Raw genomic sequence first — 26,329 nt, 5'->3', positions numbered from 1 at the left:
GTTCCGGCTGAAGTGAAACGTCAGGCGATGCGGGGTGCTACCGGCCCCACGTCGCCACACTGCGACCGGTGGCGCAATGCATGATCCATCAGCACCAGCGCCACCATCGCCTCGGCGATTGGCGTGGCACGAATGCCGACGCAAGGATCGTGTCGTCCCTTGGTGACCACGTCCACCGGTTCACCGGCCAGGTTCACGCTGCGGCCGGGAATCAGGATGCTGGACGTGGGCTTCAGCACGATCGACGCGACAACCGGCTGACCGCTGCTGATGCCCCCGAGGATACCGCCCGCATGATTGGACGTAAAGCCGTCCAAATGCATTTCGTCACGGTGCTCGCTGCCACGCTGGGAAACGGCCGCGAAACCATCCCCGATCTCCACCCCCTTGACCGCATTGATCGACATCAATGCGCTGGCCAGGTCACCGTCGAGCTTGCCGTAGATCGGCTCACCCCAACCCGGCGGTACGCCGTCGGCCACCACGTTGACGCGCGCTCCGATCGAATCACCGGCCTTGCGCAGCCTGTTGATGTAATCCTCCAGCGCGGGCACCTGTGCCGCATGCGGCCAGAAGAACGGGTTTTCCTCCACCGCCGACCAGTCGAAGTCGTCGGGCGCCATGTCACCAATCTGCGCCAGATAGCCACGCACGTGTACGCCGTGCCGCTCGGCCAGCCACTTCTTGGCCAGCACGCCGGCCGCTACCCGCATGGTGGTTTCGCGCGCGGACGAGCGCCCACCGCCGCGCGGATCGCGGATACCGTACTTTTGCCAATAGGTGTAGTCGGCGTGGCCGGGGCGGAAGGTCGAGACGATGTCGCCATAATCCTTGCTGCGCTGGTCGGTGTTGCGGATCAACAGCGCAATCGGCGTGCCCGTGGTCTTGCCCTCGTACACGCCGGAAAGGATTTCCACGTCGTCCGCTTCATGCCGTTGCGAGGTGTAGCGGCTGCGTCCCGTGGCGCGACGCTCCAGGTCATGACGGAATTCTTCCGGGTTGATCGCGAGGCCGGGCGGACAACCATCGATCACGCAACCGATGGCCGGCCCGTGGCTTTCGCCAAACGTGGTGACAGTAAGGAGCTTGCCGAAGGAGTTGCTGGACACGGTGATCTAAGTCCCACAGGAGAATCCGCTACAGCTTAACCGCAAGGCCGGGCAATCAGGCATGCCAGGCACGACCCGGACAATCATTTCGTAGCAGCATGTCCCTGCCTTGTGAACACGCAGGGCAACTGCGCAAAACGTGACCGTTCGGATTGACACGGTTGCAGCGGTTGTCCCAGCATTCCTCGCTCTACGCATGGAGACCAAAGGAATGGGCAAGCGGAGTCTGGGTTTGGTGTTGCTGATGGCCGCGGTAATCGGCGGCTGGTTTCTCTCCAACTTTCTGGTGCTGCGGTTTCTGGGGCTGCGCGACGCGCCCCTGGCCTGGAATACCTGGTGGCAGTATGCGCGAGTGATGGACCTGCCCCGATGGGCCCCTTTCGCCACCACGATCAAGCTCAGCGCCCTCGCCGGTTTCGGCCTGCCCCTGCTGGCGTGGATCGGATTGGCAATTCCGTTGTTCAAGGCACGGCGCGAAACCCTGCACGGCGATGCCCGCTTCGCCACCCTGCACGACCTCAGGAAAGCCGGGCTGCTCAAGCAGACTCCGCAGAGCATCCTGATCGGCACGTACAAGGGGCATTATCTGTGGCTGGGTGGTGCCCAGCACGTCATCACCATCAGCCCGACCCGTTCGGGCAAGACCACCAGCATCGCCATTCCGGTACTGCTCTCGTATCAGCAATCCATGGTGGTGCTCGATCTCAAGGGCGAGCTGTTCAAGGCCACCAGCGGCTGGCGTCAGGCGCAGGGTCACGCCATACGTGTCTGGGCACCCTACGACGAGGCGGGCAATACCCATCGCTTCAACCCCATGACTCCACTGGCGGGAATGGACCCGGGCAAACGCATCGGCGAGATCCAGACCATCGCGGCCATCCTGTATCCGGACGAAGCCGGCAAGGACCCGTTCTGGACCTCGCAGAGTCGCGCCGCATTCACCGCCTTTGCGTCCTTCATGTTCGAGCAGTGGGATAACGGGTGCCGACGCGGCCACCAGGACATGGATCCGAATACGCACGAAGGTTTCCCCAGCCTGGAGCGCATCCTGCGCCTCTCCAGCGGCACGGCCGGCCGGGGCATCAAGGAAACCCTGCAAGTCTTCCTCAAAGATCCGGGCTACGCCTTCATCAGCCCACAGACGCGCACCGTCTTCGGCAACCTCGCCGGGCTGGCCGAGCAGACCTTCTCCTCGGTGATCGCCACCATGCAGGCGCCGCTGCAGCAATTCCTCAGCCCGATCCTGGCCGCGGCCACCAACGCCACCGACTTCGACGTCACCCGCCTGCGCAAGCGTCCCACCACGCTGTACGTGATTATCCCCACCAACAAGCTGGACGAAAGCAGCAAGCTGCTGAACATCTTCTTCAGCACGGTGATCGGCAACAACCTCACCCGGCAGCTCGGCGAGGAGCCCGACCTGAAATACCAGATGCTGATGCTGATGGACGAATTCACCGCAATGGGCCGCGTCGACGTGTGGGCCAAGCGCATCTCGATTTCGGCCAGCTATGGCGTGCGCGACCTGTGCATCGTGCAGAGTCGCGCACAGCTGCGCTCGGCCTACGGCGACGACGACGCGCAGAACTTCATCACCAACCACGGCGCGCAGGTCGTGTTCGCCCCGCGCGAGCAGAGCGACGCCAACGAATACAGCGAAATGCTCGGCTACAAGACCGTGCGCAAGCAGCACCGCAGCACCAGCCGCGGCCGCGGCACGAACCAGGTCTCGATCAACTACACCGAAGAGAAGCGCGCGCTGTTCCTGCCGCAGGAGATCAAGGAATTGCCCGCCGATGACGAGCTGATCTTCTACGAAGGCTGCAAACCGATCCGGGCGAAGAAAAACTGGTACTTCAGGGATCGTCAGCTCAAGGCGCGGGCGAACATGCCACCAGTGAAGATCAAGACGGTGGTGAAGCAGCCAGCGCAGACGACAAATACACGGAACATCGTCCGACCGGAAAGTGCGCAGGAAGCCCAATGGCTGGCGAACTGATGCCTGTGGCCATGACGCTCCGAAGACCTTCGCCGGATTTCTCCATCGTTGCACGCTCACCGGGAACCTGGACTCGCCGCATGACCCTCCGACACCTCGCCGCCACCTCACTCCTCGCCCTGGCCTTGACCACAGGATGCTCGCCCATGCCCCACGGTGACCCCAACAATCCGCAGAAGAATCCCCACCCGGTGCAGCGCTACGAGGTTATCGCCACGGCCGACGCGCCGGGATCGTGGGATTCGGTGAAAGGCAGAGTTTTTTTCGATGTCACTAACGAAAATTGCACGCCGGAAGACAAGTTTCTTGGGGTGCACGAATTCCCCAGGGACGTGACGCGCTATGTCGACATGACCCGCATCGATCAAAAGACGTGGAAAGGCTATTTCTACCGGGACTACATGCAAGATGAGAACTACTACGAGTTGGGCCCGTGCCACTGGGATGCCACTGGTGTTGCGGTCGACTACGTCGCGGGAGGGGTAACTTTTACCTCGAGTCTTGCGCTGGGCAGCTTTCCACCGGAGGGGGCACAAGCAACCTATTTCAGAAAGATCGACGTCAAGAAAAGCGAAGAGGGTAATCCTGATCTCGTGCGATACGGCCCAGCGCAACTGAGTTCTTCTGACCCTGAAGTAATCCGCCAACCTGATGCCCATTTCCCGATCACGGTAACGATCAAGGAAGTCACGCCATGAATTCTGCCCTCCAGACGTCGGCCGACGCCGCCCTGGATGCGTACAGGAATCGCAGCGAGGATATTGGAAAACGTGTGTTCTTGAACGATCACGAATATACGGTGTTCGCGTACAAGGAGGATCCCACCAATGGCTTCCACGCCACGGCCTACAAAGAAGTCGCCCCGCCCCACAACATCATCATCGCCTATCGCGGCACCGACCCGGACTACAAGCACCACACTCGTACCACGGCGCAGGACGCCTACATCGATTTCATGATGGTGAAGGACAAGGTCAATCTGCAGGAGGGCGCTGCACGTGCCTTTACCCAAGAAGTCATCAACAAGGCGCAAGCGCAAGGCATCTCCAAAGACCAGATCACCGTGGCCGGCCACTCTCTCGGTGGCACGTTGGCAGAGATCGAGGCCCTGGAGTTCGGCTTGTATGGCGTGACGTTCAATGCCTACGGTGCCGTGGACCTGGGCTACGGTGTACCCGAGGGTGGCACGCAAGTGACCAACTACGTGATGGCCGGTGACGTGGTGAGCGCTGCCAGTCGCCACTATGGGCAGACGATTGCGCTGGCTACGGAAGACGACATCGCCAGCCTGCGCGCCGGTCGCTATCTGGACGCGCCACCGGGTGCGCCCGCACCCAATCCGCTGCTCGCGATGCGCCTGGGCGACCATGGTGGCGGGCATTTCACCGGCCCCGACAGCGTGCTGAAGCCTGAGAATCTGGCGCAAGTGCGGCAAAACTATGCTGAACACAAGGCAGCTTTCGACCACCTCCGCAGCGACATTCACGCCGATCGTGCCGAACTGGCCGTGGCCTTGAGCAACCCCGACAGTCGCAATCTGGCAACCACCTGGGCCAACCTGCCGCCGCAGATGCAACAACAGCTGGCCGAGTATCACGCGCACCTGGTGGATCGCTCAGTTCAGTCCGCGGTCGAACACAACCGAGCTGTACAGGGCGTCGAGTGGGGGCTGCACGAGTCCGCCGCCGCGTTCCAGAGCGGAGGCGAGTACGCGCAGCAGGCGGCCGAGCAGACGGCGCAGCGCTTGCATGCCGCCGGGCAGACCATGCAGCGCCAGACCGACGATGTGGCGCGTGGCGCGACAGCGTTCATGCCGGTGGCTCCGCTGGCCGCTACCGGTCTCGCCCTGGGGGCGGAGGTCGCCGGCCATGTCGGTCGAGCCGAGGCCGACGGTTATGCGACGGCCAGCCGACTGACCGGACAGGCTGTGCATGCCGGCAGCCAGTTTGTCGCCGGTCAGTACGAGCTGACCAGGCACACCGTTGAAACAGGCGTCCATCTCACCGCGGAGGTGGCCACGGAAGTGGCGCACACGCAGGAATCGGCGTTCGTGAAGGGATTCGATCTCGCTCTGGATACATCGCGGCGCGCAAGCCAGGCCTACGATGCCGCGCGTCAGACCGTATCGCGTGGCATCCATGCCGCCGAGCAGGCGGCGGGTCAAGCCTATGACACGCTGCGGAATCCGGAGCAGTGGTTTCATCACGACGCACCGTCGATTCCGGTATCGAATGCCCGGAGCCACGCGGCTGCATCCGCCGACCCGGGTGATGCGCGCAACGACCCACGCCATCCTGCCAACCCGCACCACGAGCTTTACCAGCACCTGAAAGCGCGCGTTCCGGACGCCAGTGAAAAGCGCCTGCTGCAGTTCACCGGTGCCTGCCACGCGCAAGGCATCGGGGAGAACAATCTCGGTGAAATTGTCTTCGATCGACAGCGTGGACAGATGACGTTCCACCCGTTGTCTGCAGGCCCGTTGGCGACCGTGGATCTGCGGCACCCGTCACCCGAGCCGGCGCAATCGATCCAGGAGCTGCAGCAGATTGATCAGATGCATGTGCAGATGCAAACCCTGATGCATGCACAGACGAGCCGGCAACAAGCGCCGCTGCAGTGAGATCGTGCTCCGCAGGTGCCGCGCACCCCCAGAAAAAATGGGCTGACGCATACCCATGTCGACTGATGTCCAATCCTGAGGTTTGAGCATCCCGGCGTGCACGACACGCAGCTATTGAACGACCCGGGTGTTGCTCAGCGATCGGCCGGGAGATGGCGCCACTCCCGCTCAAGCATGGCGAAAATCACGTCATCGGCCCACTCGCCCTTGAACCACAGGCTTTCGCGGTGATGCGCTTCCTGGCGCATGCCGAGCGCGCGCAGCATGGCCATGCTGGCGAGATTGCGCGGATCGACCGACGCATGGACGCGATGGCGGCCGAGTTCGCCGAACACGAACGCGAACACGGCGCGCACCGCTTCGCTGGCGTAACCGTGACCCTGGTGCGCCGGCATGATGCTGACCCCGAACTCCACCGAGCCTTGCGGATCTTCAGGCAGGCACAGGCCCAAGTCACCGATCAGCTCGCCGCTCTCGCGCAGGCGGATCGCGCGCTGGAACCATCCGTGCGACGGCTGCAACGGCTGCGCATCGATGAACTGGTGCACCTCGGCGAGGTTGGCCGGGCACCAACCCTGGTAGAGCGCCACCGCGGGATCGCCGCGACAGGCAAACAGGCTCGCCGCGTCGGTCGCTCGCAACCTGTCGACTCGCAACCGGGCCGAGACGAGTTCCACGGCTCAGCCAGGGCGCCGGGCGGCGGCTGCAGCCCTGATTGCGTCGGCATGCTCCACCAGGTCGCGACGCTCCAGCGCAAACACGCCCATCTGGCCGACCTTGAACTCGATCCAGACAAAGGGCACTTCCGGCAACAGCGCGGCAAGCGCGTGTTCGCTCTCACCCACCTCGACGATCAGCAAACCGTCGTCGGTGAGATGGTCGGCGGCCTCGTCGAGCATGCGCAGGCACAAGTCCAGGCCATCCACTCCGGAGGTCAGGCCAAGTTTCGGCTCGTGCGCATATTCGCCCGGCAGCGCGGCATATTCGTCCTCGGTGACATACGGCGGGTTGGAGACGATCAGGTCGTAGCGCCGGTCCTTCACGCCCTCGAACAGGTCGGAGCGGATCGCCTCGACGCGAGCCTCGACGTGCTGGAACACGATGTTCTCGCGCGCCAGCGACAGCGCCTCGTCGCTGATGTCGACAATATCGACGTGCCAGTCCGGATTGTATTCGGCCATGGCAATGCCGATGCAGCCCGAACCGGTGCACAGGTCCAGCGCGCGCTCAATGCGGCGCTCGTCCAGCCATGGCGCAAAGCCCGATTCGATCAGTTCCGCGATCGGCGAGCGCGGCACCAGGGCGCGACGATCACTCTTGAACTTCAGTCCCGCAAACCAGGTTTCGCCGACGAGGTAAGCCACCGGCAAGCGCTCGCTGACCCGACGCTCGATCAACGCCAGAACGTTCTCGCGCTCGGCCGTGGTGAGCCGGCCCGCGCCGTACGCCGGCGGGATATCCGGCGGCAGGTGCAGACTGGCCAGCACCAGATGGGTGGCTTCGTCGATCGGGTTGTCGTGGCTGTGGCCGAACGTCAGCCCGGCCGCGGAAAAGCGGCTGGCGCCGTATCGGATGAAGTCGATGATGGTGGCAAGCTCGGCAGTCACGGCAACACCCGAAACAGGAAAGTCGGCAAGTATAGCTTCCGCCGGATAACCGGGAATCGAGCACGGGCAAAATGGAAACTAGCTTCCAGCAAGCCGCCCTTCTCCCACTTCTCACTCCTCTTCCCTCACTCCTCTCCCTATACTGGCCGGATGACTTTCAAAGTACTCCTGCAATACATCGTCCCGCACCGCGCCCTGTCCCGAGTCGTCTACTGGGCCACGCGCTGGACCTTCGTGCCGTGGAAAAACTGGCTGATCGGCACCATCGTGCGCAACTACGACGTGGACATGGGCGAAGCAGCCCAGCCCGACCCGCTGGCGTACCAGCACTTCAATGCGTTCTTTACGCGCAAGCTGCGCGCCGACGCCCGCCGCGCTGATCCCGATCCGGCCGCCGTGTTGTGCCCTGCCGACGGGTGCGTCAGCCAGGCCGGCACCATCGTCGAGGGCCGGATCTTTCAGGCCAAAGGGCAGGAATACACCGCCGCCGAGCTGCTTGGCGGCGACGAGACGGCCGCGGCACCGTATCGCAACGGCTCTTTTGCCACCATTTATCTGTCGCCCCGTGACTACCATCGCGTGCACATGCCACTGCAGGGAACCCTGCGCGAGACGGTGCATGTCCCCGGCCGCATCTTCAGCGTGGCGCCATTCGCGGTGGAAGCGATTCCGCGGCTGTTCGCCCGCAACGAGCGACTGGTCTGCCATTTCGACGGCGAACACGGTCCGTTCGTGGTGGTGATGGTCGGCGCGATCCTGGTTTCGTCGGTAGCCACGGTCTGGGACGGCCTGGTGATCCCGCCGTACGCCTCGTCAGTCCGGCGCAAGTCGTTCGCCGGTCAGGGCATCACGCTGGAACGATTCGCGGAAATGGCACGCTTCAACATGGGCTCCACCGTGATCGTGCTGTTGCCGGCCGGCAGCGCCAGCCTGGATCCCCTGCAAGCCCAGCAAGCGGTGCGCGTCGGCCAGCGACTTGGCCTGGAGCGAGGCGCCGGCACCGCAAACTGACGCAACGCGTCATTTTGTGACGTTCTACGCGCAATTTCCCGGGTGCTTTGCTACGATCGGGCGGCAGAGCAGCAACCGCTGCCGCCCAATTCAGCGCCGAGGGGACTCATGCAGATACTCACTCCATTGTTCGTGGCCATGCGCGCTCGGCAGTTGGGCCGCCAGTTCCGCGACATCGAACGCAGTATTCGGGCGCTGCCCAAGCGCAACTGCGACCGGCTGAGCATGCTCACCTTGCGCGAGATCGGTCAGGCCTCACGTGGCGACTTTCCGCATCTGTACGGCACCCCGCCCGAATCGCGTTACCTGCCCTGGGGCCAGGGCACCGACATCGGCTACGAGCGCGCCCGGTCAAACAACGCCGAAGTCGCGCTGCGTGGAATCGCGCTGTGGTTGGCGGTGGCCTATCACGAGACCAAGAACGCCACTCATCCCGGCTTGCAGATGCAGCACCGCCGCCTGTTGCAGCTGTTGCGCGAGCTGAAGGAAGTCCAATCCAGCAAGGGCAGCCTGGAGAGCTGGATGCAGGAAAGCGCGGTCGCCTGAAGGCTCCGCGTCAGCGGCACGCACCTGTCCCGGCTCAACGGCAGGCTGGCACCTTCAAGGACTGGCCCGCGCGGATGCGGTGGTGCTTGAGGTGATTCATCTCGGAAATTTCCTGCACACTCGAGCAATGCAACTTGCGCACGATGCTGATCAGCGTGTCGCCACGACGCACGCGATAGGTAGTTGTCGTGGGCGTTGCCCGCTTCGCATCGGGCACCACCGGCACGGTGGCCTGGTGCAGGTCGGCGGCAAGAATCGGCCACGGACCATCGACGCAACGTGAGGCGTAGGCTCGTTCCAGCTCCTTCGGCACCTGCAGCTGGGTTCCCACCGGCTGAGTCGCGTCGTGGGCAAGCCGGGGATTCAGATTGCGCAATGTGCGGAACCAGCCGTCACTCATGCCGTCGGCCGAACCCAGGCATACGGTGAGTTCATCAATGGAAGCCGGGCGTTTCAGAGTGATCTTCCCCGGTGTGCCGTCGATCTTGGGAAAGCGCAGGTTGTAGCTGTCCGGATGCAGGAACAGCCAGGCTGCGGCCAGTACCGCAGGCACGTAATCCCGCGTCTCGGCCGACATCTGGTCGTAGATGCGCGGGTCGTAGAAGCTCACCGAAGGATCGTCGCCCACCGCGCGCCGCATGCGGCCCTCGCCGCCGTTGTAGGCGCCGATGACAAGTTCCAGATTGTCGTTGAAGATGCGTAGTTGTTCGTTGATGTATTCGGCGTTCGCCCGTGCCGATGCGGCGGGATCGAAACGGGTATCAAAACCGTTTTCCACGCCCAGACCGAAACGCATCCCGGTGGCATACATGAACTGCAACGGGCCGGACGCGCCGGAACGCGAGACCGCATGAACCTTGCCGTTGGACTCCTGCGCCAGCATGCCGAACAGCAAGGCTTCGGGCAGACCTGCCTTCTTGTAGGCCGGCCACATCTCGTGGCGCAGGTACTGGTAGTTGACCCAGGCGTTCATAAGGTACTGACGCCGCTGCGTCAACCACGTCTCCAGCGCCGCCTTCACCGGGCCGTTCATCGCGATCATCTGCGACAGTTGCTGCCCATGAAGCAAGGTCACGCTGCGTTGCGCCTGCGGCAGGTTGGCCGCGCCCTCATGGCTTCCCGCAAGCGCGGCCTGGGTCGAATCGACATCCCCAGCCAGGTCCTGATCGTCGCTGAAATCGCCATCCTTCAACCGCAACAGGTGGTCGAACACGGAAAAGAATCGCTGCGGATCGCAGCCGGCGGTATTTCCGCACTTCGCCGAAGCCTGCTTGAGCTTGTCAAGCGATGTCCTCAGCGTGAGCTCCGAAGCCTCCAGGTCGCCAGCACGCGACTGCTGCAGCGCCGTCTCATAGCCCTTGCTTGCCTGATCCAGCTGGCTGTACAGCGAATCCACCTCGGCGGACGGCTTGGCGCCGCCATTGCTGGCGCAAGCACCGAGCAGACTGCATGCCAGCACGAAAGCCACCAGACGCACCGGGCGAAACCTGAAACTCAACGACATGGGGAACGGCGCCTGCAAAAGTGACCACGATAGCGGGCCGGCTGCCCCGACTCAATGCACCCCGTCACAGCCATGACAAGCCGGCCCGGTTGGCTACAATCGAACGACCTGCAACGGAAGGACCGCCATGACCGACATCCTGATCGGCCGCAACGACAGCACCAGCGTGAGCCTCGACCCGCATTACGGCAACCGCCACGGCATGATTGCAGGAGCCACCGGCACCGGAAAATCCGTGTCCCTGATGGTACTGGCCGAGGGATTTTCGCGATTGGGCGTGCCCTGCTTTTTGGCCGACGCCAAGGGCGACCTGGCCGGCCTGGCAATGGCTGCCGGCGAACCGGGGGACAAGCTCAATGCGCGGCTGGCCAAGCTCCAGCTCACCGACTGGAAGGCGCAGGCAAACCCGGTGGTGTTCTGGGACATCTACGGCAAGCTCGGCCATCCCGTGCGCGCCACCATCAGCGAAATGGGACCCACCCTGCTCGGCCGCGTGCTGGAATTGAACGACACCCAGGAGGGTGTGCTGGAAGTCGTTTTCAAGGTGGCCGACGACCAGGGCTGGCTGCTGCTCGACCTGGCCGACCTGCGCGCGCTGCTGACGTTTGCAGCCGACAATGCCAGGGACATCTCCACCCGCTATGGCCTGATCAGCAAACAGAGCATCGGCGCCATCCAGCGCGCCCTGCTCCGCCTCGAGGGCGATGGCGCCGAGCAGTTCTTCGGTGAACCGGCGCTGGAACTGGCCGACCTGATGCGTCAGGACATGAGCGGTCGCGGCATCATCAATGTACTTGCCGCCGACCAGCTGATCATGAAGCCGCGGCTGTATTCCACCTTCCTGCTGTGGCTGCTGTCCGAGTTGTTCGAGCAACTCCCCGAAGTGGGCGACCTCGATCAGCCGAAGATGGTGTTCTTCTTCGACGAGGCGCACCTGTTGTTCGACGACGCTTCGCCCGCCCTGCTGCAGCGCGTGGAACAGGTGGTGCGGCTGATCCGCTCCAAGGGCGTGGGCGTGTATTTCTGCTCGCAAAACCCCGACGATGTACCGGGCGTGATCCTCGGCCAGCTCGGCAACCGTATCCAGCACGCGCTGCGCGCCTTCACGCCACGCGACCAGAAAGCGGTGAAGGCCGCGGCGCAGACCTTCGTCGCCAATCCCAAACTCGATGTCACCGAAGCCATTACCAAACTCGCCGTCGGCGAGGCGCTGGCCTCCACCCTGGCCAAGGGCGGCGTACCCACGCCGGTGGAGCAGGTACTGGTGACCACACCCGGCTGCCGCATCGGCGCGATCACCGACGCGGAGCGCTCCACCATTCGCCAGCGCTCGCCGGTGGGAGCGAAATACGACACGGCGATCAATCGCGAATCCGCCTCGGAAATGCTGGCCAAACGCGCCGAGGACAAGGCCGCCGACGCCACCCAGGTCGCCGCCGATGCGCCCACGAACAACTCCCCCACGACGGCGGGTCCGGGCTGGAGCGGTGCGATCCACGATGCCCTGTTCGGCACCAAGCGTCGGCAAGGCATGATCGAGGCGATGGGCAAGCAGATGGCGCGTACCGCCGGCAGCCAGCTGGGCCGGCAGATCCTGCGCGGCGTGCTGGGCGGCATCTTCGGCGGCAAGCGCTGAGAGGTCGCCATGTCGCGTATCGAAGTCGTCGACGCCGGCACACCGTTCGGCGAGCGCCTGGTCAGCGGCTTCGGCTATCCGCTGCGTGGCGCGGGGCTTGCCACCTGCACCGTGCTCGCGCTTATTCACTATGTCGGGCTGCTGCCTTCGTACATCGGTGCAATCGGCAGCACGCTGGTGTGGGCGGCCACCTGGCGCTACGCCGCCGATTGCCTGCTGCACACCGCCAACGGTTACGCCGACCCACCCGAGGTGGGCCTGGACAGCAACAGCACGGCTGGCTGGGGACTGACTGCGATCCATCTGCTGGTGGTGGCGCTGTGCGTGCTCGCCATCGTGTTCTGGCCCTACCTGTTCTGGCCGGTGCTGATCGTGGCGATCCTGGTGCTGCCAGCGATCGACATGTCGCTGGCCTTCGACGCCAACATGGCATTGGCGCTCAATCCGCTCACCTGGGTTCGCATCGCGCACGGCTTTGGCCTGGTCTATCTGGTGCCGGTAGCCATCAACCTGCTGCTGGGCATCACCATCGTGCTGGCCTCGCTGAGCAGTGCCTTGCTGCCGCGCATCTTCGCGCTGCCGTTGTTCGGTTTCGCCTACAGCTGGCTGATCGTGCTGGCGTTCCACTTGATGGGCGTACTGATCCACCAAAGGCACGAGCAGTTCGGCATGGATCCCGAAGCGCCGCGGCTGGCCCGGGCCGGCGGTCAGGACGACGACGACAGGCTGCTGCAGGAAGTCGAGGCGCTGGCACCGCACGATGTGCAAGCCGCCACTGGCCTGCTGGTCGAACGACTGCGCACACGCAGCGCACCGGCTCCCATCCACCTCGCCTATCGGAAACTGTTGAAACAGCAGCAGTTTCACGATGCGCTGCTGGTGCACGGACAGATCTGGATCGCGGCGCTGATTGCGCAGGGGGAATCCCGCAGGGCGCTCGGCGTGCTGCAGGAATGCCTCGGCATGGACGCAGGCTTCATCCCGGACGATCCGCACACCTGCGGCGAACTGGCTGACTTGTCCGCGCGCCTGGGTATCAGCCGGATCGCGGTGACGCTCTGCCGTGGTTACCTGCAGCACTGGCCCAGGGATGTGCAGGCGCCCCACTACGGGCTGCTTGCATCGCGCCTGCTCGCCGAACACGCCGAACAGCAAGCCGAGGCCATGCAACTGCTCGATCAGCTTGCGTCGGCATGGCCCGAACACCCCATGCGCGCCGAGATCGAACAGCAACGACAGCGTCTGGCCGACCTCGCATGAGTCGCTGGCGTCCACCCTCGCCCGGCTCCACCGCCATCATCAGTCGTGAGGGCTTCGAGCGGCTCAAGGCGGAACTGGAACATCTGTGGCACAACGTCCGTCCGGACGTGGTCAAGGCGATCACCGCCGCCGCGGCCGAAGGTGACCGTTCGGAAAACGCCGAATACATCTATCGCAAGAAGCAGCTGGCCGAGATAGATCGTCGCGTACGTTACCTGAGCAAGCGGATTCCCTCGCTGAAAGTGGCCGAAGGTGCGCCCGGAAACCGAGAACAGGTGTTCTTCGGCGCCACCATCGAACTGGAGAATGTCGATAGCGGCGAAACGCTCCGCTATCGCATCGTCGGCCCCGACGAGACCGACGCGAAACAGGGCTGGATCAGCATCGACTCGCCGATCGCGCGAGCCGTGCTCAAGAAGCGCGTCGACGACGAGTTCGTTGCCGAATTGCCGGGTGGCGCAGCTACTTTTGCCGTTGTCGCCGTGGACTACGGCTGAATCAGCAGGCGCGTGTCGCGCTGATAATCGCGTTCGATCTGATCCAGTCGCGCTTGCCGTGCCTCGGGGCTGACCCACTGGCCGTGCTCGGCCTGTGCGCGCAGCAGGGCATATTGCATGTCGACGAAAGGCTGCAACACCCGGCTGGTTTCCGGCACGAAACCGCCGAGGTCGGGAATGCGCGCAAGCTGACTGCGCTCACGCTCTCCTTCAGCGCCCGGAGCGCTGCCATACGCCAACAGGAATGCCTTCAGGCGGTCACCCAACGCGGCGGGCACACCTTCGCGCAGCACCAGCACGCCTGACGGGATCAGGCGCGAACGCCAGATCACCTTGAGTTGCGCCGCCTCACGGGGGAAGTTGCGCCGAAACAGATCCATGTCGGGGTTGTTGCTGCTGGCGACGTCCACTTCGCGATTGACCACGGCAAGCAGATTGCCCTGGTGGTCTCCGACCTCCACCCTGCCGAAGTAGGTGTCGGAATTGAGTCCTCGCGGAGCAAACACCCAGGCTTCCGGGGCGGTGTAGCCGGTGACCGACAAGGGTTCACTGCGCGCATAGCTCCAGCGGCCGGGCGCTCCCAGCAGATCGTCCAGGGAGTTGATCGGGCTGTCCGCCCGCACCACCAGCATCGCAACATTGCCGCGCGCGCCGTCGCTGCGCAGGAATTGCGCGAACACCTGCATGTGCTGGTGCGTCACCGCCTCGACCGCCAGCTTCCCGGAAAGAAAGGCAATGTCCACGCGCTGCGCGCCAATGGCTCCGGAAAGACTGGCGTAACTGCCCACCGACACCGTGGTCACCGGGTGGCCAAGTTGCTTGCGCAAGTCATCCAGCAACGGTCGCCACTGCTCCAGTGACTCGGCCGCGCTACCGATCGGCAGGATGCCGAAGCGGATCGGCACCACCGGATCAGACGGGCTTTCCGCCGCGCAAACCGAATTGGCGGCAAGAGCGGCCATGGCCAGCAACCAGCATTTCAGTCCGACGTGCCGGGAACCATGCCAGCCCGACCACGATTGCCACCAGTGTCTTGCCATACCCAATGCACTTGCCCCTGCTTTTGCCGCTGTGCTCTGTATAGTCGTGATCGTCGAGCAGGGCAAGGTGTGGGGTTTTCGAAGTGTTCGGTGTTCAGTGATTGGGTGATGCGGCTATGGCTGGGCTTGGCGGGGGAGGAGGATGCTGGGCGGGGGGTATTTTCGGCCGGCGCGTTTTGGCTGATAGCAAACCGTCGTTTGATGAAATTTCTCTTCCTCGTTGTCGCCGTGCCACCCCGGCAGGCCGGACAGGGGCAACGGGCGCAGTTCGAGCGGGTCGTTGAGCAACTTGCCGCCCGCAATCGCTTCGGCGCAGCGGGCACGGGTTTCATCGAGGCTGGCATCGGCTGACTGGAATACCAAGGCCTTGGCGACCAGCAGCTTGCCCGGATTCAGGGCCAGCTCGTACAAGGCGTGCCCGAACAGCTCCAGCTGTATCGTGCCGTCCAGCCAGGCTTGCCGCCGGCGCCAGAACAGGCCGTGCCAGTCGTGTGCATCCCACAACGCCAGCAGCGCGGGATCACCCAAGCGCACGATGACCCCACCTTCGTCGAACTGGGTCAGCGCATATTGCGCACGGGATCGGATTTTCAGACCCATGTGCGCGATCTCGGCAACCTGGCGCCGGTTCAGGGCCTGCTTGAGCGCCGGCTGGCGCAACCAGATCAGGGCGTTCATCAGATCGTGCCAATTGCCCTCGCGCGTGGCGATCTCGCCGCGTTCGGCAATGCGCTGTTCGTAGTGCAGGCCGTCGGCCAGCAGCGCCGGCGTCTGCGCCACAAAGCGATAGGCGACGTAGCGAGGCACGCAGGCGTTGAGCTGTTCGATCGACGGCCACGCATCACCTTCCAGCCATGCCGCGTGGTCGCGCCACGCCAGCAAAGGCATGCGCTCGAAAACACCGGGATCAACTCTGCCACGTGCAGGCGCGACGTAGCGCACGACCGAATCAGATGACCGCAAGCGTCGGATGGGCGAGTCGCGCGTGCAAGTCGTGCTCGCCCGCACCTTCGACAACCACCTCGACGAACTGGCCCGGCTTCAGCTTTTGCCCGTCGGCAATCAGCACGGTGCCGTCGATTTCCGGCGCATCCGCGGCGGAGCGTGCAATCGCGCCCTCGTCACCCGCCTCGTCCACCAGCACCTTGATGGTGCGACCCACCTTGCCCTGCAGCTTGGCGGCGGAGATCTCCGCCTGCACCGCCATGAACTGCTCCAGGCGGTCTTCCTTCAACTCTTCGGGGACCGGATCGGGCAGTTCGTTGGCTTTCGCGCCGTCGACGGGCGAATAGGCGAACGCACCGACGCGATCGAGTTTCGCCTCGCGCAGGAAATCGAGCAGCTCCTCGAACTCGGCGTCGGTCTCACCGGGAAAGCCCACGATGAAGGTGCTGCGGATGGTGAGTTCCGGCACGGCCTTGCGCCAGTTGTTGATGCGCTCCAGCGTCTTGTCGATATTGCCGGGGCGCTTCATCAATTTCAGGATGCGCGGGCTGGCGTGCTGAAACGGGATGTCCAGGTAGGGCAACAGCTTGCCCGCAGCCATCAACGGCATCAGCTCGTCCACATGCGGGTACGGGTAGACGTAATGCAGTCGCGTCCACACGCCGAGCTCGGACAGGCCCTCGCACAATTCGGTCATGCGCGTGCGATACGACTTGCCATGCCACTGGCGCTCGGCGTACTTCAGGTCGACGCCGTAGGCGCTGGTGTCCTGGGAGATCACCAGCAACTCCCTGACCCCGCCCTTGACCAGCCGCTCGGCCTCCAGCAGGACCTCATCCACCGGGCGCGATGCCAGGTTGCCGCGCATGGACGGGATGATGCAGAAGCTGCAGCGGTGATTGCAGCCTTCGGAAATCTTCAGGTAGGCATAGTGCTTCGGCGTGAGCTTCACGCCGGTGTCCGGCACGATGTCGATGAACTTGTTGCGCTTGGGCGGCAGCGCCGTGTGCACTGCGCTCATGACGCTGGCGTAGTCCTGCGGGCCGCTGATCGACAGCACGTCCGGATAGGCCTCACGGATCAGCCCGTCGCGCTTGCCCAGGCAGCCGGTGACAATCACCTTGCCGTTCTCGTTCAGCGCGGTACCGATCGCATCGAGCGACTCCTGCACCGCCGCGTCGATGAAACCGCAGGTATTCACCACCACGGCATCAGCCGCGCCATAGGTGGGCACGATTTCGTAACCCTCGACTTTGAGCTGGGTGAGGATGCGCTCGGAATCCACCAAGGCCTTGGGGCAGCCGAGGCTGACGAAACCTATCTTGTGGGCGGGGGTAGACATGGGGCGCATTACCAGTGGAAGGTGGGCAAACGCTTGATTGTAAGGGATCGGAGCGCGCGGAGCAGGAATTCCCTGGCTCATCACGCACGCTGGCACGCCTTTCGACAACGCCAGGCGCCAGACACCCCAGTCGAATCCCTTTTCCCGGAGCCAGTTCCCTGTTCCGCACTCCCCTCACTGCCTAGAATGGTCATTCCCCCACCGCCGGAGTCTCGCCATGGGCCAAGCCATCACGATCCCCACCAACGGCACCCAATGCATCGGTGCCTACATGGCCGAACCCGGCAGCAAACCCAAGGGCGGGCTGGTGGTGATCCAGGAAATCTACGGCCTCAACGCACACATGCGCAGCATGGTCGATCGCTTTGCCGAACTGGGTTACACCGCCATCGCCCCCGCTTTCTTCGACCATCTGGAGACTGGCGTGGAACTGGACTACGACCGCGCAGGGACCAACAAGGGCAAGCAACTGGTCACCGAGCTGGGACTGGAACGCGCCGTCCAGGACGTGGCCAGCGCCGCGGAAGCGATCGCTTCGGCGGGCCGGATCGGCACGGTCGGCTATTGCTGGGGTGGCACAGTCGCGCTGCTGGCCGCGCTGCGGCTGGGACTGCCGTCCGTGAGCTACTACGGCGCACGCAACCTGCCGTTCCTGCATGAAGTACCGAAGGCTCCGGTGATGTTCCATTTTGGCGAGAAGGATCCGCACATCACCCCCGAGATGGTGGAGAAGCACCGGGTGGCCATGCCGCAGATGGAGGTTTACACCTATCCCGCCGACCATGCCTTCAACCGCGACGGCAGCGCGCCTTACCACGAGGCCAGCGCGAAGCTGGCGCTGCAACGAACGCTGGCGTTCTTCGAAAAGAACCTGGGTGATTCATGAGTTGCGGCGCATTCGCACTCGATCCCCGGCTTGGCGCGGATACGCGCCTGGTCGCCTCGTTGCCATTGTGCGACGTTCGCTTGATGAACGATGCGCGCTACGCATGGCTGGTGCTGGTCCCACGACGCGGCGACCTCATCGAGATTGCCGACCTGAACGACGCGGATCAGGCCGCGCTGTGGCAGGAAGTGAATCTCGCCACCCGCGCACTGCGTGTGATCGCACCCTGCGACAAGCTCAATCTGGGCGCGCTGGGCAATATCGTCAAACAGCTGCACGTGCACTTGGTCGCGCGCTGCGAAGGTGATCCTGCCTGGCCTGGCCCGGTCTGGGGCCATGGCAAGGCGCAGCGCTACGAGGAAGTCGCGCTGCACGAGCGGCTTGCCGCACTGCGCGATGCACTCGAGGCACCGGGCTAGCGTGGATTCCGCGCCGATCCAGTTTGAGCCGCTTGCCGAGGACGCCTTGCTGCTGCGTTTCGGCGAGCGCATCGACGCCGTGCTCAATGCACGCGTACATGCCGCCGTCACGGCCTTGCAGCATGCGTTGCCGCAACTGGAATGCGTGCCGGCTTACGCCAGTGTGCTGCTGCGCTTCGATCCGTTGTTCTGGCGCAACCACGGTCCATCCCCGCATCAGGCACTGGAACAAGAGGTTCGCGCGGCGATCGACAAAAGTGAAACCTCGACCCGCACTTCGCGCGAACGGGAAATCCCGGTGTGCTACGGACGCCGCCATGGAGCGGACCTGGCCGAGGTAGCCGAACACCTCGGCCTGTCGACCGACGAGGTGATCGCGCGTCATGTGGCCGCCGACTATCGTGTCGCGATGCTCGGTTTCGCCCCCGGCTTTCCTTATCTGCTGGGACTCGATCCGGCGCTGGCGATGCCGCGCCGAAGTGATCCACGCCAGCGCATACCGGCCGGCAGCGTGGCGATCGGCGGCGCGCAGACCGGTATCTATCCGGCACCGTTGCCTGGCGGTTGGCATCTGATCGGACGTACGCCGCTGCGGCTGTTCGATGTCGCCGCGACGTCGCCGTCGCTGCTTGCCGCAGGGGATCACGTACGCTTCCGCGCGATCGATCCGGATGAGTTCGAACAGCTCGAAGCGGAACAGAACCGGTGAGCGTGAGCGTGCTCAAACCCGGCCTGCTCAGTACCCTCCAGGATGGTGGCCGCCCCGGTTACGCCTCCATCGGCGTCGGTCGTGCGGGCGCGATGGACACGCCGGCATGGCGGCTGGCCAATGCGTTGGTAGGCAATCGCGGTGATGAAGCCGCACTCGAATGCACCCTGCTCGGCCCGACCCTGCGCTTTGACCAAGCCGCCTGGATTGCACTGACCGGCGCACCGATTCAGGCTCGCATCGGCGCATTCGACGTGCCGCCCTGGACGGCCTGTCGCGTGCCTGCGGGAAGCGTGCTGCAGCTGGGCGGCATGGCCAGCGGCTGCCGCAGCTATCTCGCCGTGCGCGGCGGTTTCGACGTGACCCCGGTACTGGGCAGCCGCAGCAGCGACCTGCACGCAAGGCTCGGCCACGCCGCGGGGCGCGCGCTGCAGGCTGGCGACATGCTGCCGGTCGGCCGCGCCAGCCAGCCGCACGCGCAAGTCGCCACCGATGCCGCCCACGCGCTGCCGTGGGGACTGGACCCGCAACCGTGGTTCGACTTCGCCTCTTCGCCGATAGCGCTGCTGCACGGCAGCCATTGGGCGCAGCTGGACCGGGCCTCGCAAGAGCGCGTGTATGGTTCGCGCTTCCGCGTCGGCAAGGACAGCAACCGCACCGCCAGCCGTCTGGATGGCCAGACCTTGCAATTGCGCGCAGCGCTGGAACTGATCTCCGAAGCCGCCCTGCCCGGCACCGTGCAATTGCCGCCTTCCGGCCAGCCGATCGTGCTGATGGCCGAGGCGCCAGTTACCGGCGGATATCCGCGCATCGGCCAGGTTGCCGCGGTCGACCTTGCGCGACTGGCACAGCGCCGACCCGGGGATGCCGTATGCTTTCGGCATGACACGCTCGAACACGCGATGGCCCGCTTGGCCGAGCGCGAGCAAGCGCTCGACGCCCTGCTGGAGCATGTCGCGAAACGACTGCAACAAGACGGATTCCCCCGCGCATGAAACAGATCGACCTCAACTGTGATCTTGGCGAATCGTTCGGCGCCTGGCGCATGGGCGAGGACGCGGCCTTGCTGGACGTGGTCAGCTCGGCCAACATCGCCTGCGGATTCCATGCCGGCGATCCGGTGATCATGCAGCGGACGGTGGAGCTGGCCGCCGCACGCGGCGTGGCGCTGGGCGCCCATGTCTCGCTGCCCGACCTGCAAGGCTTCGGCCGGCGCGAGATGAAGGTGAGTGCCGCCGAGGTGTACGCGATGACGCTGTACCAACTCGGTGCCTTGCATGCTTTCGCCCAGGCTGCCGGCACGCGGCTGGCCCACGTCAAGCCGCATGGCGCGCTCTACAACATGGCGGCACGCGACCGCGCACTGGCCGACGCGATCGCCGCTGCCGTGCACGCCTTCGACGCACAGCTGATCCTGTTCGGGCTTGCCGGCTCGGCGCTGGTCCAGGCCGGCCAGGCGCTGGGCTTGCCGGTGGCGGCCGAAGCCTTCGCCGATCGCCGCTATTGCGCCGATGGCTCGCTGCAACCACGGGGCGAGGCAGGCGCCGTGATCGCCGATCCGGCTGCCGCGACCCGTCAGGCCCTGGCCATCGCCCGCGATGGAATGGTGACCGCCACGGACGATTCGCACATAGCCCTTCATGCCGACACTTTGTGCCTGCATGGCGATGGCGCGGACGCCGTGGCACTGGCACGCCAGCTGCGCGCCGCCCTCGAAGCGGCCCACGTCCGCATCGCCGCGCCGGGCGCCGCATGAGCCTGTTCTCCCTCACGTACGCGGGGCGCACATGAACTACTGGCCCCTGCTCGGCATTGCCGTGATCGTGATCGGCTTCGCGCTGCGCTTCAACGCGGTACCGGTGGTGGTTGCCGCCGCGGTGGTCAGCGGCCTGCTGTCGGGCATGTCGATACCGGATCTGCTCGCCCTGCTCGGCCACAGCTTCGTGTCGGAACGCGTGCTGATGCTGTTCGTGTTGACCCTGCCCGCGATCGGCCTGCTCGAACACGCCGGCCTGCGCGAACATGCCCAGCGCTGGATGGCACGATTGCAACGCCTGACCCTGGCGCGACTGTTGATCGGTTACCTGCTGGGGCGGCAGTTGCTCGCCACCCTGGGACTGACCAGCGTGGCCGGTGCCGCGCAGACCGTGCGCCCGCTGCTGGCACCGATGGGCGAGGCAGCCGCTGAAAAGATCCTGCCAGAGCTCGACCAGGACGACCGCGAGGAGCTGCGCGCGGTGGCCGCCGCCACCGACAACATCGGCCGATTCTTCGGCGAAGACGTGTTCGTCGCCATGGGCGGGGTGCTGCTGATCCAGGGCTTCTATACCCAGCATGGCATCGAGCTGAGTCCGCTGGCCATCGCGCTGTGGGCACTGCCGACCGCGGTGGCGGCCTTCATTATCCAGTCGACGCGTATCTGGCTGTACCAGCGCCGCCTGCAACGCCGCGCCGTCGCGCTTCAGGCACGGGACAGCTGAGCATGCTGCGGATCGAACACGCCTACTGGTTGATCGCCGCGTTCCTGCTCTACAGCGGCTGGCGCAATTTGCGCGCCGGACATCGGTGGCATGCCGCGTTCTGGATCGTGCTGGGACTGCTGTTCGGCACCGGCGATCTTGTCCTGGCGCAGTCAGCGGCGGGACATGCACTCCCTGCACAAGTTGCCGGTGTCGGCGTGATCGCACTCGCCCTGCTCGCACCGCGACTGAAGCGCAAGACGCACCCGGAAAGCCGCAGTGCCGAACAGCGCCTGCAATCGGCAATCCAGCTCGGTCACCGGCTGCTCGTGCCGGCCCTGCTGATCCCGCTGGTCACCCTGCTGGTGGCGCTGTTCGGTGGCTACCTGGTAATCGGCGAGCATGCCTTGTTCGCCGCGCGACAGATGACCCTGACCGGCCTGGCACTGGCCTGTGTAGTGGCACTGTTTGCCGCGTCGCGGGTAGCCCACACGCCCATGCTCGAAGGCGTCGCCGAGGGCCGGCGCCTGCTCGACGCGATCGGCTGGGCGGCCCTGCTGCCCTTGCTGCTGGCAGCGCTTGGCGTGGTGTTCACCGAAAGCGGCGTGGGCAACGCGATCGCGGCGATCGCCACCGATTTCCTGCCCACCGGCAACGCCACCGCGGCGCTGCTGGCGTTTGCGCTGGGCATGGTGCTGTTCACCGTGATCATGGGCAATGCGTTCGCCGCCTTCCCGGTGATGATGGCCGGCATCGGCCTGCCCCTGCTGATCCACCAGCATGGCGCGCACCCGGCCATCCTCGGCTCGATGGGCATGTTGTGCGGCTACTGCGGTACCCTGCTGACGCCGATGGCCGCCGATTTCAACCTGGTGCCCGCGGCATTGCTGGAACTGCGCAACCCGTACGGGGTGATCAAGGCGCAGGTATGGAGCGCCGTGTGGATCTTCCTCAGCACCTTCCTGATGATGTGGCTGCTGGTATTCCGATGAGTCGTCACGCGAGGCGCCCATGACCAAGAGCTTGCCACGCATCCTGCTGACCGGCTTCGACCCGTTCGGCGGTGAAACCATCAACCCCTCGTGGGAAGCCGTGCGCGCCCTGCACGGGCGACGGATAGGTGGACATGTGGTGGTGGCCCGTCAATTGCCGACCGAGTTCGACGCATCGCTGCGCCTGCTCAAGGCCGCCATGCGCGAAGTGAAACCGGCGTTGATGCTGGGCGTGGGCCAGGCCGGCGGTCGTGCACAGTTGTCACTGGAGCGGGTGGCGATCAACCTGCAGGACGCACGCATACCGGACAATGCCGGCGCGCAGCCGATCGACGAACCGGTGATCGAGGGTGCCCCCGCCGCCTACTTCAGCACGCTGCCGCTGAAGACGATGCGGGCCGCCCTGCGCGAGGCCGGTGTGCCGGCGGAAATCTCGCACAGCGCCGGCACCTATGTTTGCAATCACATCGCCTACGCGATGCTGCATCTGAGCGCGACAAGACGCGGCCTGCGCGCCGGTTTCATCCACATCCCGTACCTGCCATCCCAGGCCGCAGGGCTGCGAGGGGTCGCCAGCATGGCGCAAGCCGAGGTGGAGCAAGGGCTGCTGATCGCACTGCGCGCGGCCACCGCGGCGAGCCGCGACCGCAAGCTCGTCGGTGGCAGCCTCGACTGAATCCGCCAAAAACCAGCAAGCCCGCGAGTCGCCTCACGGGCTTGCCGATTTCGCATGTGGCGTGGCCTGGCCCTGATCAGCCACCGCCGCCGTGATCGACCGGCGGGGGTGCCGCTGCTGGCGCGCGCTGCTTGTGATCCTCAAGCTGGCGCGCCTTGGTGTTGACCGGGCTGATCTGGGTCAGCTGGCCCTTGTGGTCGAAAAAGTAGGCAAGAAACCCATAGTCGATCGACATGCGCGCCAGGTACTGCAGGTGCTTCTTGCTGACCTTGGCATCATCGCTGTCGATCAACAGCACTTTCGCGGGCAACTTCCCCTGGTCGCGCAGATAGGCGAAATGGCTGCCGGCATCCGTCGCGGACAGCACCGCGCCATCGATCAGGAACTGGCCATCCTTGTACGCCTGCATCGTCACGCCGAACTCGCCCTTCATGGACGCCGCAAGATGTTGCTCCTGCTTGGCCTGACCGCGGTGACAGCCAGCCAGCAGCAGGACGCTGCCCAACATGATCGCGGCCGTGATGCGGGCCAGCAAGGTGGACGTTCGGCTCATGCGGATCTCCTGGAAAGGCAGTGGTGCAACTCAAGCGGAAGGATTCTAGCAGCCTGCGGGCCCAAGGTTCGTCGAAACGCAGCGCCGTTCAGGTAGACGTGGTCAGGTTCGCGGCAGGGTCACGCCCTGCTGTCCCTGATACTTGCCGCCGCGATCCTTGTAGCTGGTTTCGCACTCCTCGTCCGATTCGAGGAACAGCATCTGCGCCACACCCTCGTTGGCGTAGATCTTCGCGGGCAGCGGCGTGGTGTTGGAAAACTCCAGCGTCACGTGACCTTCCCACTCCGGCTCCAGCGGCGTCACGTTGACGATGATGCCGCAGCGCGCATAGGTGCTCTTGCCCAGGCAGATCGTGAGCACCTTGCGCGGGATACGGAAGAACTCGACCGTGCGCGCCAGTGCAAACGAATTGGGCGGGATGATGCACACATCCGCCTCGACGTCGACGAAGCTGGACGGGTCGAACGCCTTCGGGTCGACGATCGTGGAATTGATATTGGTGAATACCTTGAACTCGCGCGCGCAGCGCACGTCGTAGCCGTAGCTCGAGGTGCCATAGGACACCAGCCGTTCGCCGTCGCGCAGCTTGACCTGGCCGGCCTCGAATGGCTCGATCATGCCCTGCTCCTGCGCCATGCGGCGGATCCACTTGTCGGATTTGATGCTCACGCTGACCCCGGTTCGGTAACCGCCCTGCAAGCGGGCGCAAAACGACAAAAGTACACGCTCAGCCCCCCATCACGCCAGCACAAGGCCGAAAATCGAACACCCCGATCACCCCGCCGGCACCCCCTGCACCACGATCTTCCCCAACCCCAGCGACTTGTTGCGCGGCTGGCGCGACAGCCGGCCGGCCGCATTGCGGGCGATTTCGCGATAGCGGGCGGCGATGTCCGAATCAGGCATCGCCACCACCGACGGGTTGCCGCCATCGGCCTGTTCGCGGATACGGATGTCCAGCGGCAACGACCCCAGATAGGCCACACCGTACTGCGCCGCCATGCGCTCGCCGCCGCCTTCGCCAAAGATGTGTTCCTCCTGGCCGCAGTTCGAGCAGACGTGGGTGGCCATGTTCTCCACCACCCCGAGCACCGGCACCTCGACCTTCTCGAACATCTTCAGCGCCTTGCGGGCATCCAGCAGGGCAATGTCCTGGGGTGTGGTGACGATCACCGCACCGGCCACCGGCACCTTTTGCGAGAGGGTGAGCTGGATGTCGCCGGTGCCCGGCGGCAGGTCGACGATGAGATAGTCCAGCTGCTCCCAGCGGGTGTCGGTGAGCAGTTGCATCATCGCCTGGGTGACCATCGGGCCACGCCAGATCATCGGCGTGTCGGCCTCGACCAGGAAACCGATCGACATCACCGGCATGCCGTGGGCCTGCATCGGAATGATGCTCTTGCCGTCCGGCGAGGAGGGTTTGCCGCTGACGCCGAGCATGGTCGGCTGGCTGGGACCGTAGATGTCCGCGTCCAGCACACCGACCTTCGACCCTTCTGCCTGCAGGGCCAGGGCCAGGTTCGCCGACACCGTCGACTTGCCCACGCCGCCCTTGCCGGAAGCGACCACGATGATGTTCTTCACGCTTGGCAACGGCCCCAGCGTGCCCTGCACCTTGTGCACATGGACCCGACTGGTGATCGAGACCGTGGCAGCATCGATCGCCGGATCTGCCTGCAGCGCCTCGCGCACGCGGGCGCTGATCGCGTCGATCGCGCCAGCGGCCGGATAACCCAGTTGCAGGTCGACCGACACCCGCGCGCCGTCCACCCCGACCGCCCTGGTGGCCTGATCCAGCGTGGCGCCTGAGTGGGGATCAGTCAGCCCGCCAAGGATCTGGCGGACCAGCGCTTCGTTCGCCTGTGTCATGTCGACTCGGTAGTAATGAAAGAGAACCATTATGCCAGCGCACCCATTTCGCCAGACTGACCCAGATCAGCGCTCCTGGCTGAACGGTTCGACCAGCTTTCCGCAATGCAGCTTGACGGCCCGGTTGAAGCTCGCCAGTCTCACTTCCATACGCTTTCGTACGGGAGGATCACCATGAAGCTTGCGTTCCGTTTTGCCATCGCCACCAGTCTGCTGTTCGCTGCCGGTGCCGCCATCGCGGCCACCGACACCCCCGTCGGCACCTGGAAGACCATCGACGACGACACCCACCAGGCCAAATCCATCGTGGAGATCACCGAGAACAACGGCGAGCTGCAAGCGCACATCGTCAAGCTGCTCAACCGCAGTCCGGAAGACATTGCGCGTGACGGCGAGGTTGCGGTCTGCAAGGAATGCGACGGCGAACGCAAGAACAAGCCGATCGAAGGCATGAACATCATGTGGGGCGTGCACAAGAATGGCGATGTCTGGGACGGCGGCCATATCCTCGATCCCAAGAGCGGCAAGGTCTACAAGGTCAAACTGTCGATGCTCGACGGTGGCCAGAAACTCAAGGTGCGCGGCTTCATCGGCTTCTCGTGGATCGGTCGCTCGCAGGAGTGGGAACGCCAGCCCTGATCACCCGGGCA

At 64.7% G+C, this 26,329-nt stretch carries 27 protein-coding genes; 17 read left to right on the top strand and 10 right to left on the bottom strand.

Going from position 1 to position 26,329, the window contains the following annotated elements:
- Positions 1–20: 20 nt before the first annotated feature.
- A complete protein-coding gene (aroC, locus tag AC0L58_RS06605) occupies positions 21–1,109 on the bottom strand; it encodes a chorismate synthase (protein ID WP_473687860.1) in 1,089 nt (362 codons plus the stop codon).
- Positions 1,110–1,320: 211 nt separating this feature from the next.
- Between aroC and AC0L58_RS06600 the strand changes: the two genes are divergently transcribed.
- From AC0L58_RS06600 to AC0L58_RS06590, 3 genes are read left to right on the top strand one after another with little or no spacing between them, the layout of a single operon-like run.
- Positions 1,321–3,108, top strand: a complete 1,788-nt coding sequence (locus tag AC0L58_RS06600) for a type IV secretory system conjugative DNA transfer family protein (protein ID WP_473687858.1) — start codon at positions 1,321–1,323, stop codon at positions 3,106–3,108.
- Positions 3,093–3,806 (top strand): hypothetical protein, encoded by a 714-nt coding sequence (locus AC0L58_RS06595; protein ID WP_473687856.1) that lies wholly within the window; start codon positions 3,093–3,095, stop codon positions 3,804–3,806. The genes AC0L58_RS06600 and AC0L58_RS06595 overlap by 16 nt, the downstream gene beginning before the upstream one ends.
- Positions 3,803–5,728 carry a Tle-like phospholipase domain-containing protein gene (locus tag AC0L58_RS06590; RefSeq protein ID WP_473687854.1) on the top strand — a complete coding sequence of 642 codons (1,926 nt, stop codon included), beginning with the start codon at positions 3,803–3,805 and terminating at the stop codon, positions 5,726–5,728. The genes AC0L58_RS06595 and AC0L58_RS06590 overlap by 4 nt, the downstream gene beginning before the upstream one ends.
- A gap of 134 nt (positions 5,729–5,862) precedes the next feature.
- On the opposite strand, the gene AC0L58_RS06585 is transcribed toward AC0L58_RS06590, so the two are convergent.
- Entirely contained in the window at positions 5,863–6,405 is a 543-nt protein-coding gene (locus tag AC0L58_RS06585) for a GNAT family N-acetyltransferase (protein ID WP_473687852.1), read from the bottom strand.
- Between the two features lie 3 nt (positions 6,406–6,408).
- Positions 6,409–7,335, bottom strand: coding sequence for a 50S ribosomal protein L3 N(5)-glutamine methyltransferase (prmB, locus tag AC0L58_RS06580; RefSeq protein WP_473687850.1), 927 nt, complete (start codon positions 7,333–7,335; stop codon positions 6,409–6,411).
- Between the two features lie 150 nt (positions 7,336–7,485).
- Between prmB and asd the strand changes: the two genes are divergently transcribed.
- Entirely contained in the window at positions 7,486–8,346 is an 861-nt protein-coding gene (asd, locus tag AC0L58_RS06575) for an archaetidylserine decarboxylase (protein ID WP_473687848.1), read from the top strand.
- 108 nt (positions 8,347–8,454) lie between these two features.
- On the top strand, positions 8,455–8,892 hold the full coding sequence (locus AC0L58_RS06570) for a hypothetical protein (RefSeq protein WP_473687846.1): 438 nt from the start codon (positions 8,455–8,457) through the stop codon (positions 8,890–8,892).
- A gap of 34 nt (positions 8,893–8,926) precedes the next feature.
- Here the strand turns inward: AC0L58_RS06570 and AC0L58_RS06565 are convergent, their stop codons facing one another.
- Positions 8,927–10,396, bottom strand: a complete 1,470-nt coding sequence (locus AC0L58_RS06565) for a transglycosylase SLT domain-containing protein (protein WP_473687844.1) — start codon at positions 10,394–10,396, stop codon at positions 8,927–8,929.
- Between the two features lie 127 nt (positions 10,397–10,523).
- On the opposite strand from AC0L58_RS06565, the gene AC0L58_RS06560 reads away from it, so the two are divergent.
- Genes AC0L58_RS06560 through greB form a run of 3 tightly spaced genes read left to right on the top strand, consistent with a single transcriptional unit; the run spans position 10,524 to position 13,789 of the window.
- Positions 10,524–12,032: a helicase HerA-like domain-containing protein gene (locus AC0L58_RS06560; RefSeq protein WP_473687842.1), complete on the top strand. Its 1,509-nt coding sequence runs from the start codon at positions 10,524–10,526 to the stop codon at positions 12,030–12,032.
- 9 nt (positions 12,033–12,041) lie between these two features.
- Entirely contained in the window at positions 12,042–13,292 is a 1,251-nt protein-coding gene (locus tag AC0L58_RS06555) for a hypothetical protein (protein ID WP_473687840.1), read from the top strand.
- A complete protein-coding gene (gene greB / locus AC0L58_RS06550; RefSeq protein WP_473687838.1) occupies positions 13,289–13,789 on the top strand; it encodes a transcription elongation factor GreB in 501 nt (166 codons plus the stop codon). The genes AC0L58_RS06555 and greB overlap by 4 nt, the downstream gene beginning before the upstream one ends.
- On the opposite strand, the gene phnD is transcribed toward greB, so the two are convergent.
- The 3 genes from phnD to rimO form a co-directional block, all read right to left on the bottom strand.
- Complete coding sequence (phnD, locus tag AC0L58_RS06545; protein WP_473687836.1) at positions 13,780–14,751, bottom strand: phosphate/phosphite/phosphonate ABC transporter substrate-binding protein; 972 nt, start codon at positions 14,749–14,751, stop codon at positions 13,780–13,782. The two genes, greB and phnD, sit on opposite strands and share 10 nt — an antisense overlap.
- Before the next feature lie 192 nt (positions 14,752–14,943).
- Positions 14,944–15,771, bottom strand: coding sequence for a DUF3025 domain-containing protein (locus AC0L58_RS06540; protein ID WP_473687834.1), 828 nt, complete (start codon positions 15,769–15,771; stop codon positions 14,944–14,946).
- Between the two features lie 7 nt (positions 15,772–15,778).
- Entirely contained in the window at positions 15,779–17,116 is a 1,338-nt protein-coding gene (gene rimO / locus AC0L58_RS06535) for a 30S ribosomal protein S12 methylthiotransferase RimO (RefSeq protein WP_473687832.1), read from the bottom strand.
- Positions 17,117–17,333: 217 nt separating this feature from the next.
- Between rimO and AC0L58_RS06530 the strand changes: the two genes are divergently transcribed.
- The 8 genes from AC0L58_RS06530 to pcp are packed head-to-tail and all read left to right on the top strand — an operon-like array spanning position 17,334 to position 23,257.
- Positions 17,334–18,002 (top strand): dienelactone hydrolase family protein, encoded by a 669-nt coding sequence (locus tag AC0L58_RS06530; RefSeq protein WP_473687830.1) that lies wholly within the window; start codon positions 17,334–17,336, stop codon positions 18,000–18,002.
- Positions 17,999–18,421 carry an HIT domain-containing protein gene (locus tag AC0L58_RS06525; protein ID WP_473687828.1) on the top strand — a complete coding sequence of 141 codons (423 nt, stop codon included), beginning with the start codon at positions 17,999–18,001 and terminating at the stop codon, positions 18,419–18,421. Before AC0L58_RS06530 ends, AC0L58_RS06525 begins: the two co-directional genes overlap by 4 nt.
- A gap of 1 nt (position 18,422) precedes the next feature.
- Positions 18,423–19,130, top strand: coding sequence for a 5-oxoprolinase subunit PxpB (gene pxpB, locus AC0L58_RS06520; RefSeq protein WP_473687826.1), 708 nt, complete (start codon positions 18,423–18,425; stop codon positions 19,128–19,130).
- Positions 19,127–20,125 carry a 5-oxoprolinase subunit C family protein gene (locus AC0L58_RS06515; protein WP_473687824.1) on the top strand — a complete coding sequence of 333 codons (999 nt, stop codon included), beginning with the start codon at positions 19,127–19,129 and terminating at the stop codon, positions 20,123–20,125. The genes pxpB and AC0L58_RS06515 overlap by 4 nt, the downstream gene beginning before the upstream one ends.
- Complete coding sequence (locus tag AC0L58_RS06510; RefSeq protein ID WP_473687822.1) at positions 20,122–20,886, top strand: LamB/YcsF family protein; 765 nt, start codon at positions 20,122–20,124, stop codon at positions 20,884–20,886. Before AC0L58_RS06515 ends, AC0L58_RS06510 begins: the two co-directional genes overlap by 4 nt.
- A gap of 31 nt (positions 20,887–20,917) precedes the next feature.
- The gene (locus tag AC0L58_RS06505; RefSeq protein WP_473687820.1) at positions 20,918–21,610 is read left to right on the top strand and encodes a DUF969 domain-containing protein; all 693 of its coding nucleotides are present in this window, start codon (positions 20,918–20,920) and stop codon (positions 21,608–21,610) included.
- A gap of 2 nt (positions 21,611–21,612) precedes the next feature.
- The gene (locus AC0L58_RS06500) at positions 21,613–22,581 is read left to right on the top strand and encodes a 5-oxoproline transporter, DUF979 family subunit (RefSeq protein ID WP_473687818.1); all 969 of its coding nucleotides are present in this window, start codon (positions 21,613–21,615) and stop codon (positions 22,579–22,581) included.
- Positions 22,582–22,600: 19 nt separating this feature from the next.
- On the top strand, positions 22,601–23,257 hold the full coding sequence (gene pcp, locus AC0L58_RS06495; protein ID WP_473687816.1) for a pyroglutamyl-peptidase I: 657 nt from the start codon (positions 22,601–22,603) through the stop codon (positions 23,255–23,257).
- A gap of 76 nt (positions 23,258–23,333) precedes the next feature.
- On the opposite strand, the gene AC0L58_RS06490 is transcribed toward pcp, so the two are convergent.
- The 3 genes from AC0L58_RS06490 to apbC form a co-directional block, all read right to left on the bottom strand.
- Entirely contained in the window at positions 23,334–23,810 is a 477-nt protein-coding gene (locus AC0L58_RS06490) for a hypothetical protein (protein WP_473687814.1), read from the bottom strand.
- Between the two features lie 102 nt (positions 23,811–23,912).
- Positions 23,913–24,479 carry a dCTP deaminase gene (gene dcd, locus AC0L58_RS06485; RefSeq protein ID WP_473687812.1) on the bottom strand — a complete coding sequence of 189 codons (567 nt, stop codon included), beginning with the start codon at positions 24,477–24,479 and terminating at the stop codon, positions 23,913–23,915.
- A 105-nt stretch (positions 24,480–24,584) separates the two neighbouring features.
- Positions 24,585–25,679 carry an iron-sulfur cluster carrier protein ApbC gene (gene apbC / locus AC0L58_RS06480; RefSeq protein ID WP_473687810.1) on the bottom strand — a complete coding sequence of 365 codons (1,095 nt, stop codon included), beginning with the start codon at positions 25,677–25,679 and terminating at the stop codon, positions 24,585–24,587.
- A gap of 174 nt (positions 25,680–25,853) precedes the next feature.
- On the opposite strand from apbC, the gene AC0L58_RS06475 reads away from it, so the two are divergent.
- On the top strand, positions 25,854–26,318 hold the full coding sequence (locus AC0L58_RS06475; protein ID WP_473687808.1) for a DUF2147 domain-containing protein: 465 nt from the start codon (positions 25,854–25,856) through the stop codon (positions 26,316–26,318).
- Positions 26,319–26,329 lie beyond the last annotated feature (11 nt).

The sequence above is a fragment of the Rhodanobacter sp. G2-10 genome (genome assembly GCF_055809185.1).
Note: the sequence above shows the minus strand (reverse complement) of the source record. Positions and strands in the feature narration are given on the sequence as shown.

What these genes read in the sequence shown, in the direction of transcription:
- AC0L58_RS06600 (WP_473687858.1), top strand. Translation starts at nt 1,321, where the DNA reads ATGGGCAAGCGGAGTCTGGGTTTGGTGTTGCTGATGGCCGCGGTAATC.
- AC0L58_RS06595 (WP_473687856.1), top strand. Translation starts at nt 3,093, where the DNA reads ATGGCTGGCGAACTGATGCCTGTGGCCATGACGCTCCGAAGACCTTCG.
- AC0L58_RS06590 (WP_473687854.1), top strand. Translation starts at nt 3,803, where the DNA reads ATGAATTCTGCCCTCCAGACGTCGGCCGACGCCGCCCTGGATGCGTAC.
- asd (WP_473687848.1), top strand. Translation starts at nt 7,486, where the DNA reads ATGACTTTCAAAGTACTCCTGCAATACATCGTCCCGCACCGCGCCCTG.
- AC0L58_RS06570 (WP_473687846.1), top strand. Translation starts at nt 8,455, where the DNA reads ATGCAGATACTCACTCCATTGTTCGTGGCCATGCGCGCTCGGCAGTTG.
- AC0L58_RS06565 (WP_473687844.1), bottom strand. Translation starts at nt 10,396, where the DNA reads ATGTCGTTGAGTTTCAGGTTTCGCCCGGTGCGTCTGGTGGCTTTCGTG.
- AC0L58_RS06560 (WP_473687842.1), top strand. Translation starts at nt 10,524, where the DNA reads ATGACCGACATCCTGATCGGCCGCAACGACAGCACCAGCGTGAGCCTC.
- AC0L58_RS06555 (WP_473687840.1), top strand. Translation starts at nt 12,042, where the DNA reads ATGTCGCGTATCGAAGTCGTCGACGCCGGCACACCGTTCGGCGAGCGC.
- greB (WP_473687838.1), top strand. Translation starts at nt 13,289, where the DNA reads ATGAGTCGCTGGCGTCCACCCTCGCCCGGCTCCACCGCCATCATCAGT.
- phnD (WP_473687836.1), bottom strand. Translation starts at nt 14,751, where the DNA reads ATGGCCGCTCTTGCCGCCAATTCGGTTTGCGCGGCGGAAAGCCCGTCT.
- rimO (WP_473687832.1), bottom strand. Translation starts at nt 17,116, where the DNA reads ATGTCTACCCCCGCCCACAAGATAGGTTTCGTCAGCCTCGGCTGCCCC.
- AC0L58_RS06530 (WP_473687830.1), top strand. Translation starts at nt 17,334, where the DNA reads ATGGGCCAAGCCATCACGATCCCCACCAACGGCACCCAATGCATCGGT.
- AC0L58_RS06525 (WP_473687828.1), top strand. Translation starts at nt 17,999, where the DNA reads ATGAGTTGCGGCGCATTCGCACTCGATCCCCGGCTTGGCGCGGATACG.
- AC0L58_RS06510 (WP_473687822.1), top strand. Translation starts at nt 20,122, where the DNA reads ATGAAACAGATCGACCTCAACTGTGATCTTGGCGAATCGTTCGGCGCC.
- AC0L58_RS06505 (WP_473687820.1), top strand. Translation starts at nt 20,918, where the DNA reads ATGAACTACTGGCCCCTGCTCGGCATTGCCGTGATCGTGATCGGCTTC.
- AC0L58_RS06500 (WP_473687818.1), top strand. Translation starts at nt 21,613, where the DNA reads ATGCTGCGGATCGAACACGCCTACTGGTTGATCGCCGCGTTCCTGCTC.
- pcp (WP_473687816.1), top strand. Translation starts at nt 22,601, where the DNA reads ATGACCAAGAGCTTGCCACGCATCCTGCTGACCGGCTTCGACCCGTTC.
- AC0L58_RS06490 (WP_473687814.1), bottom strand. Translation starts at nt 23,810, where the DNA reads ATGAGCCGAACGTCCACCTTGCTGGCCCGCATCACGGCCGCGATCATG.
- apbC (WP_473687810.1), bottom strand. Translation starts at nt 25,679, where the DNA reads ATGACACAGGCGAACGAAGCGCTGGTCCGCCAGATCCTTGGCGGGCTG.
- AC0L58_RS06475 (WP_473687808.1), top strand. Translation starts at nt 25,854, where the DNA reads ATGAAGCTTGCGTTCCGTTTTGCCATCGCCACCAGTCTGCTGTTCGCT.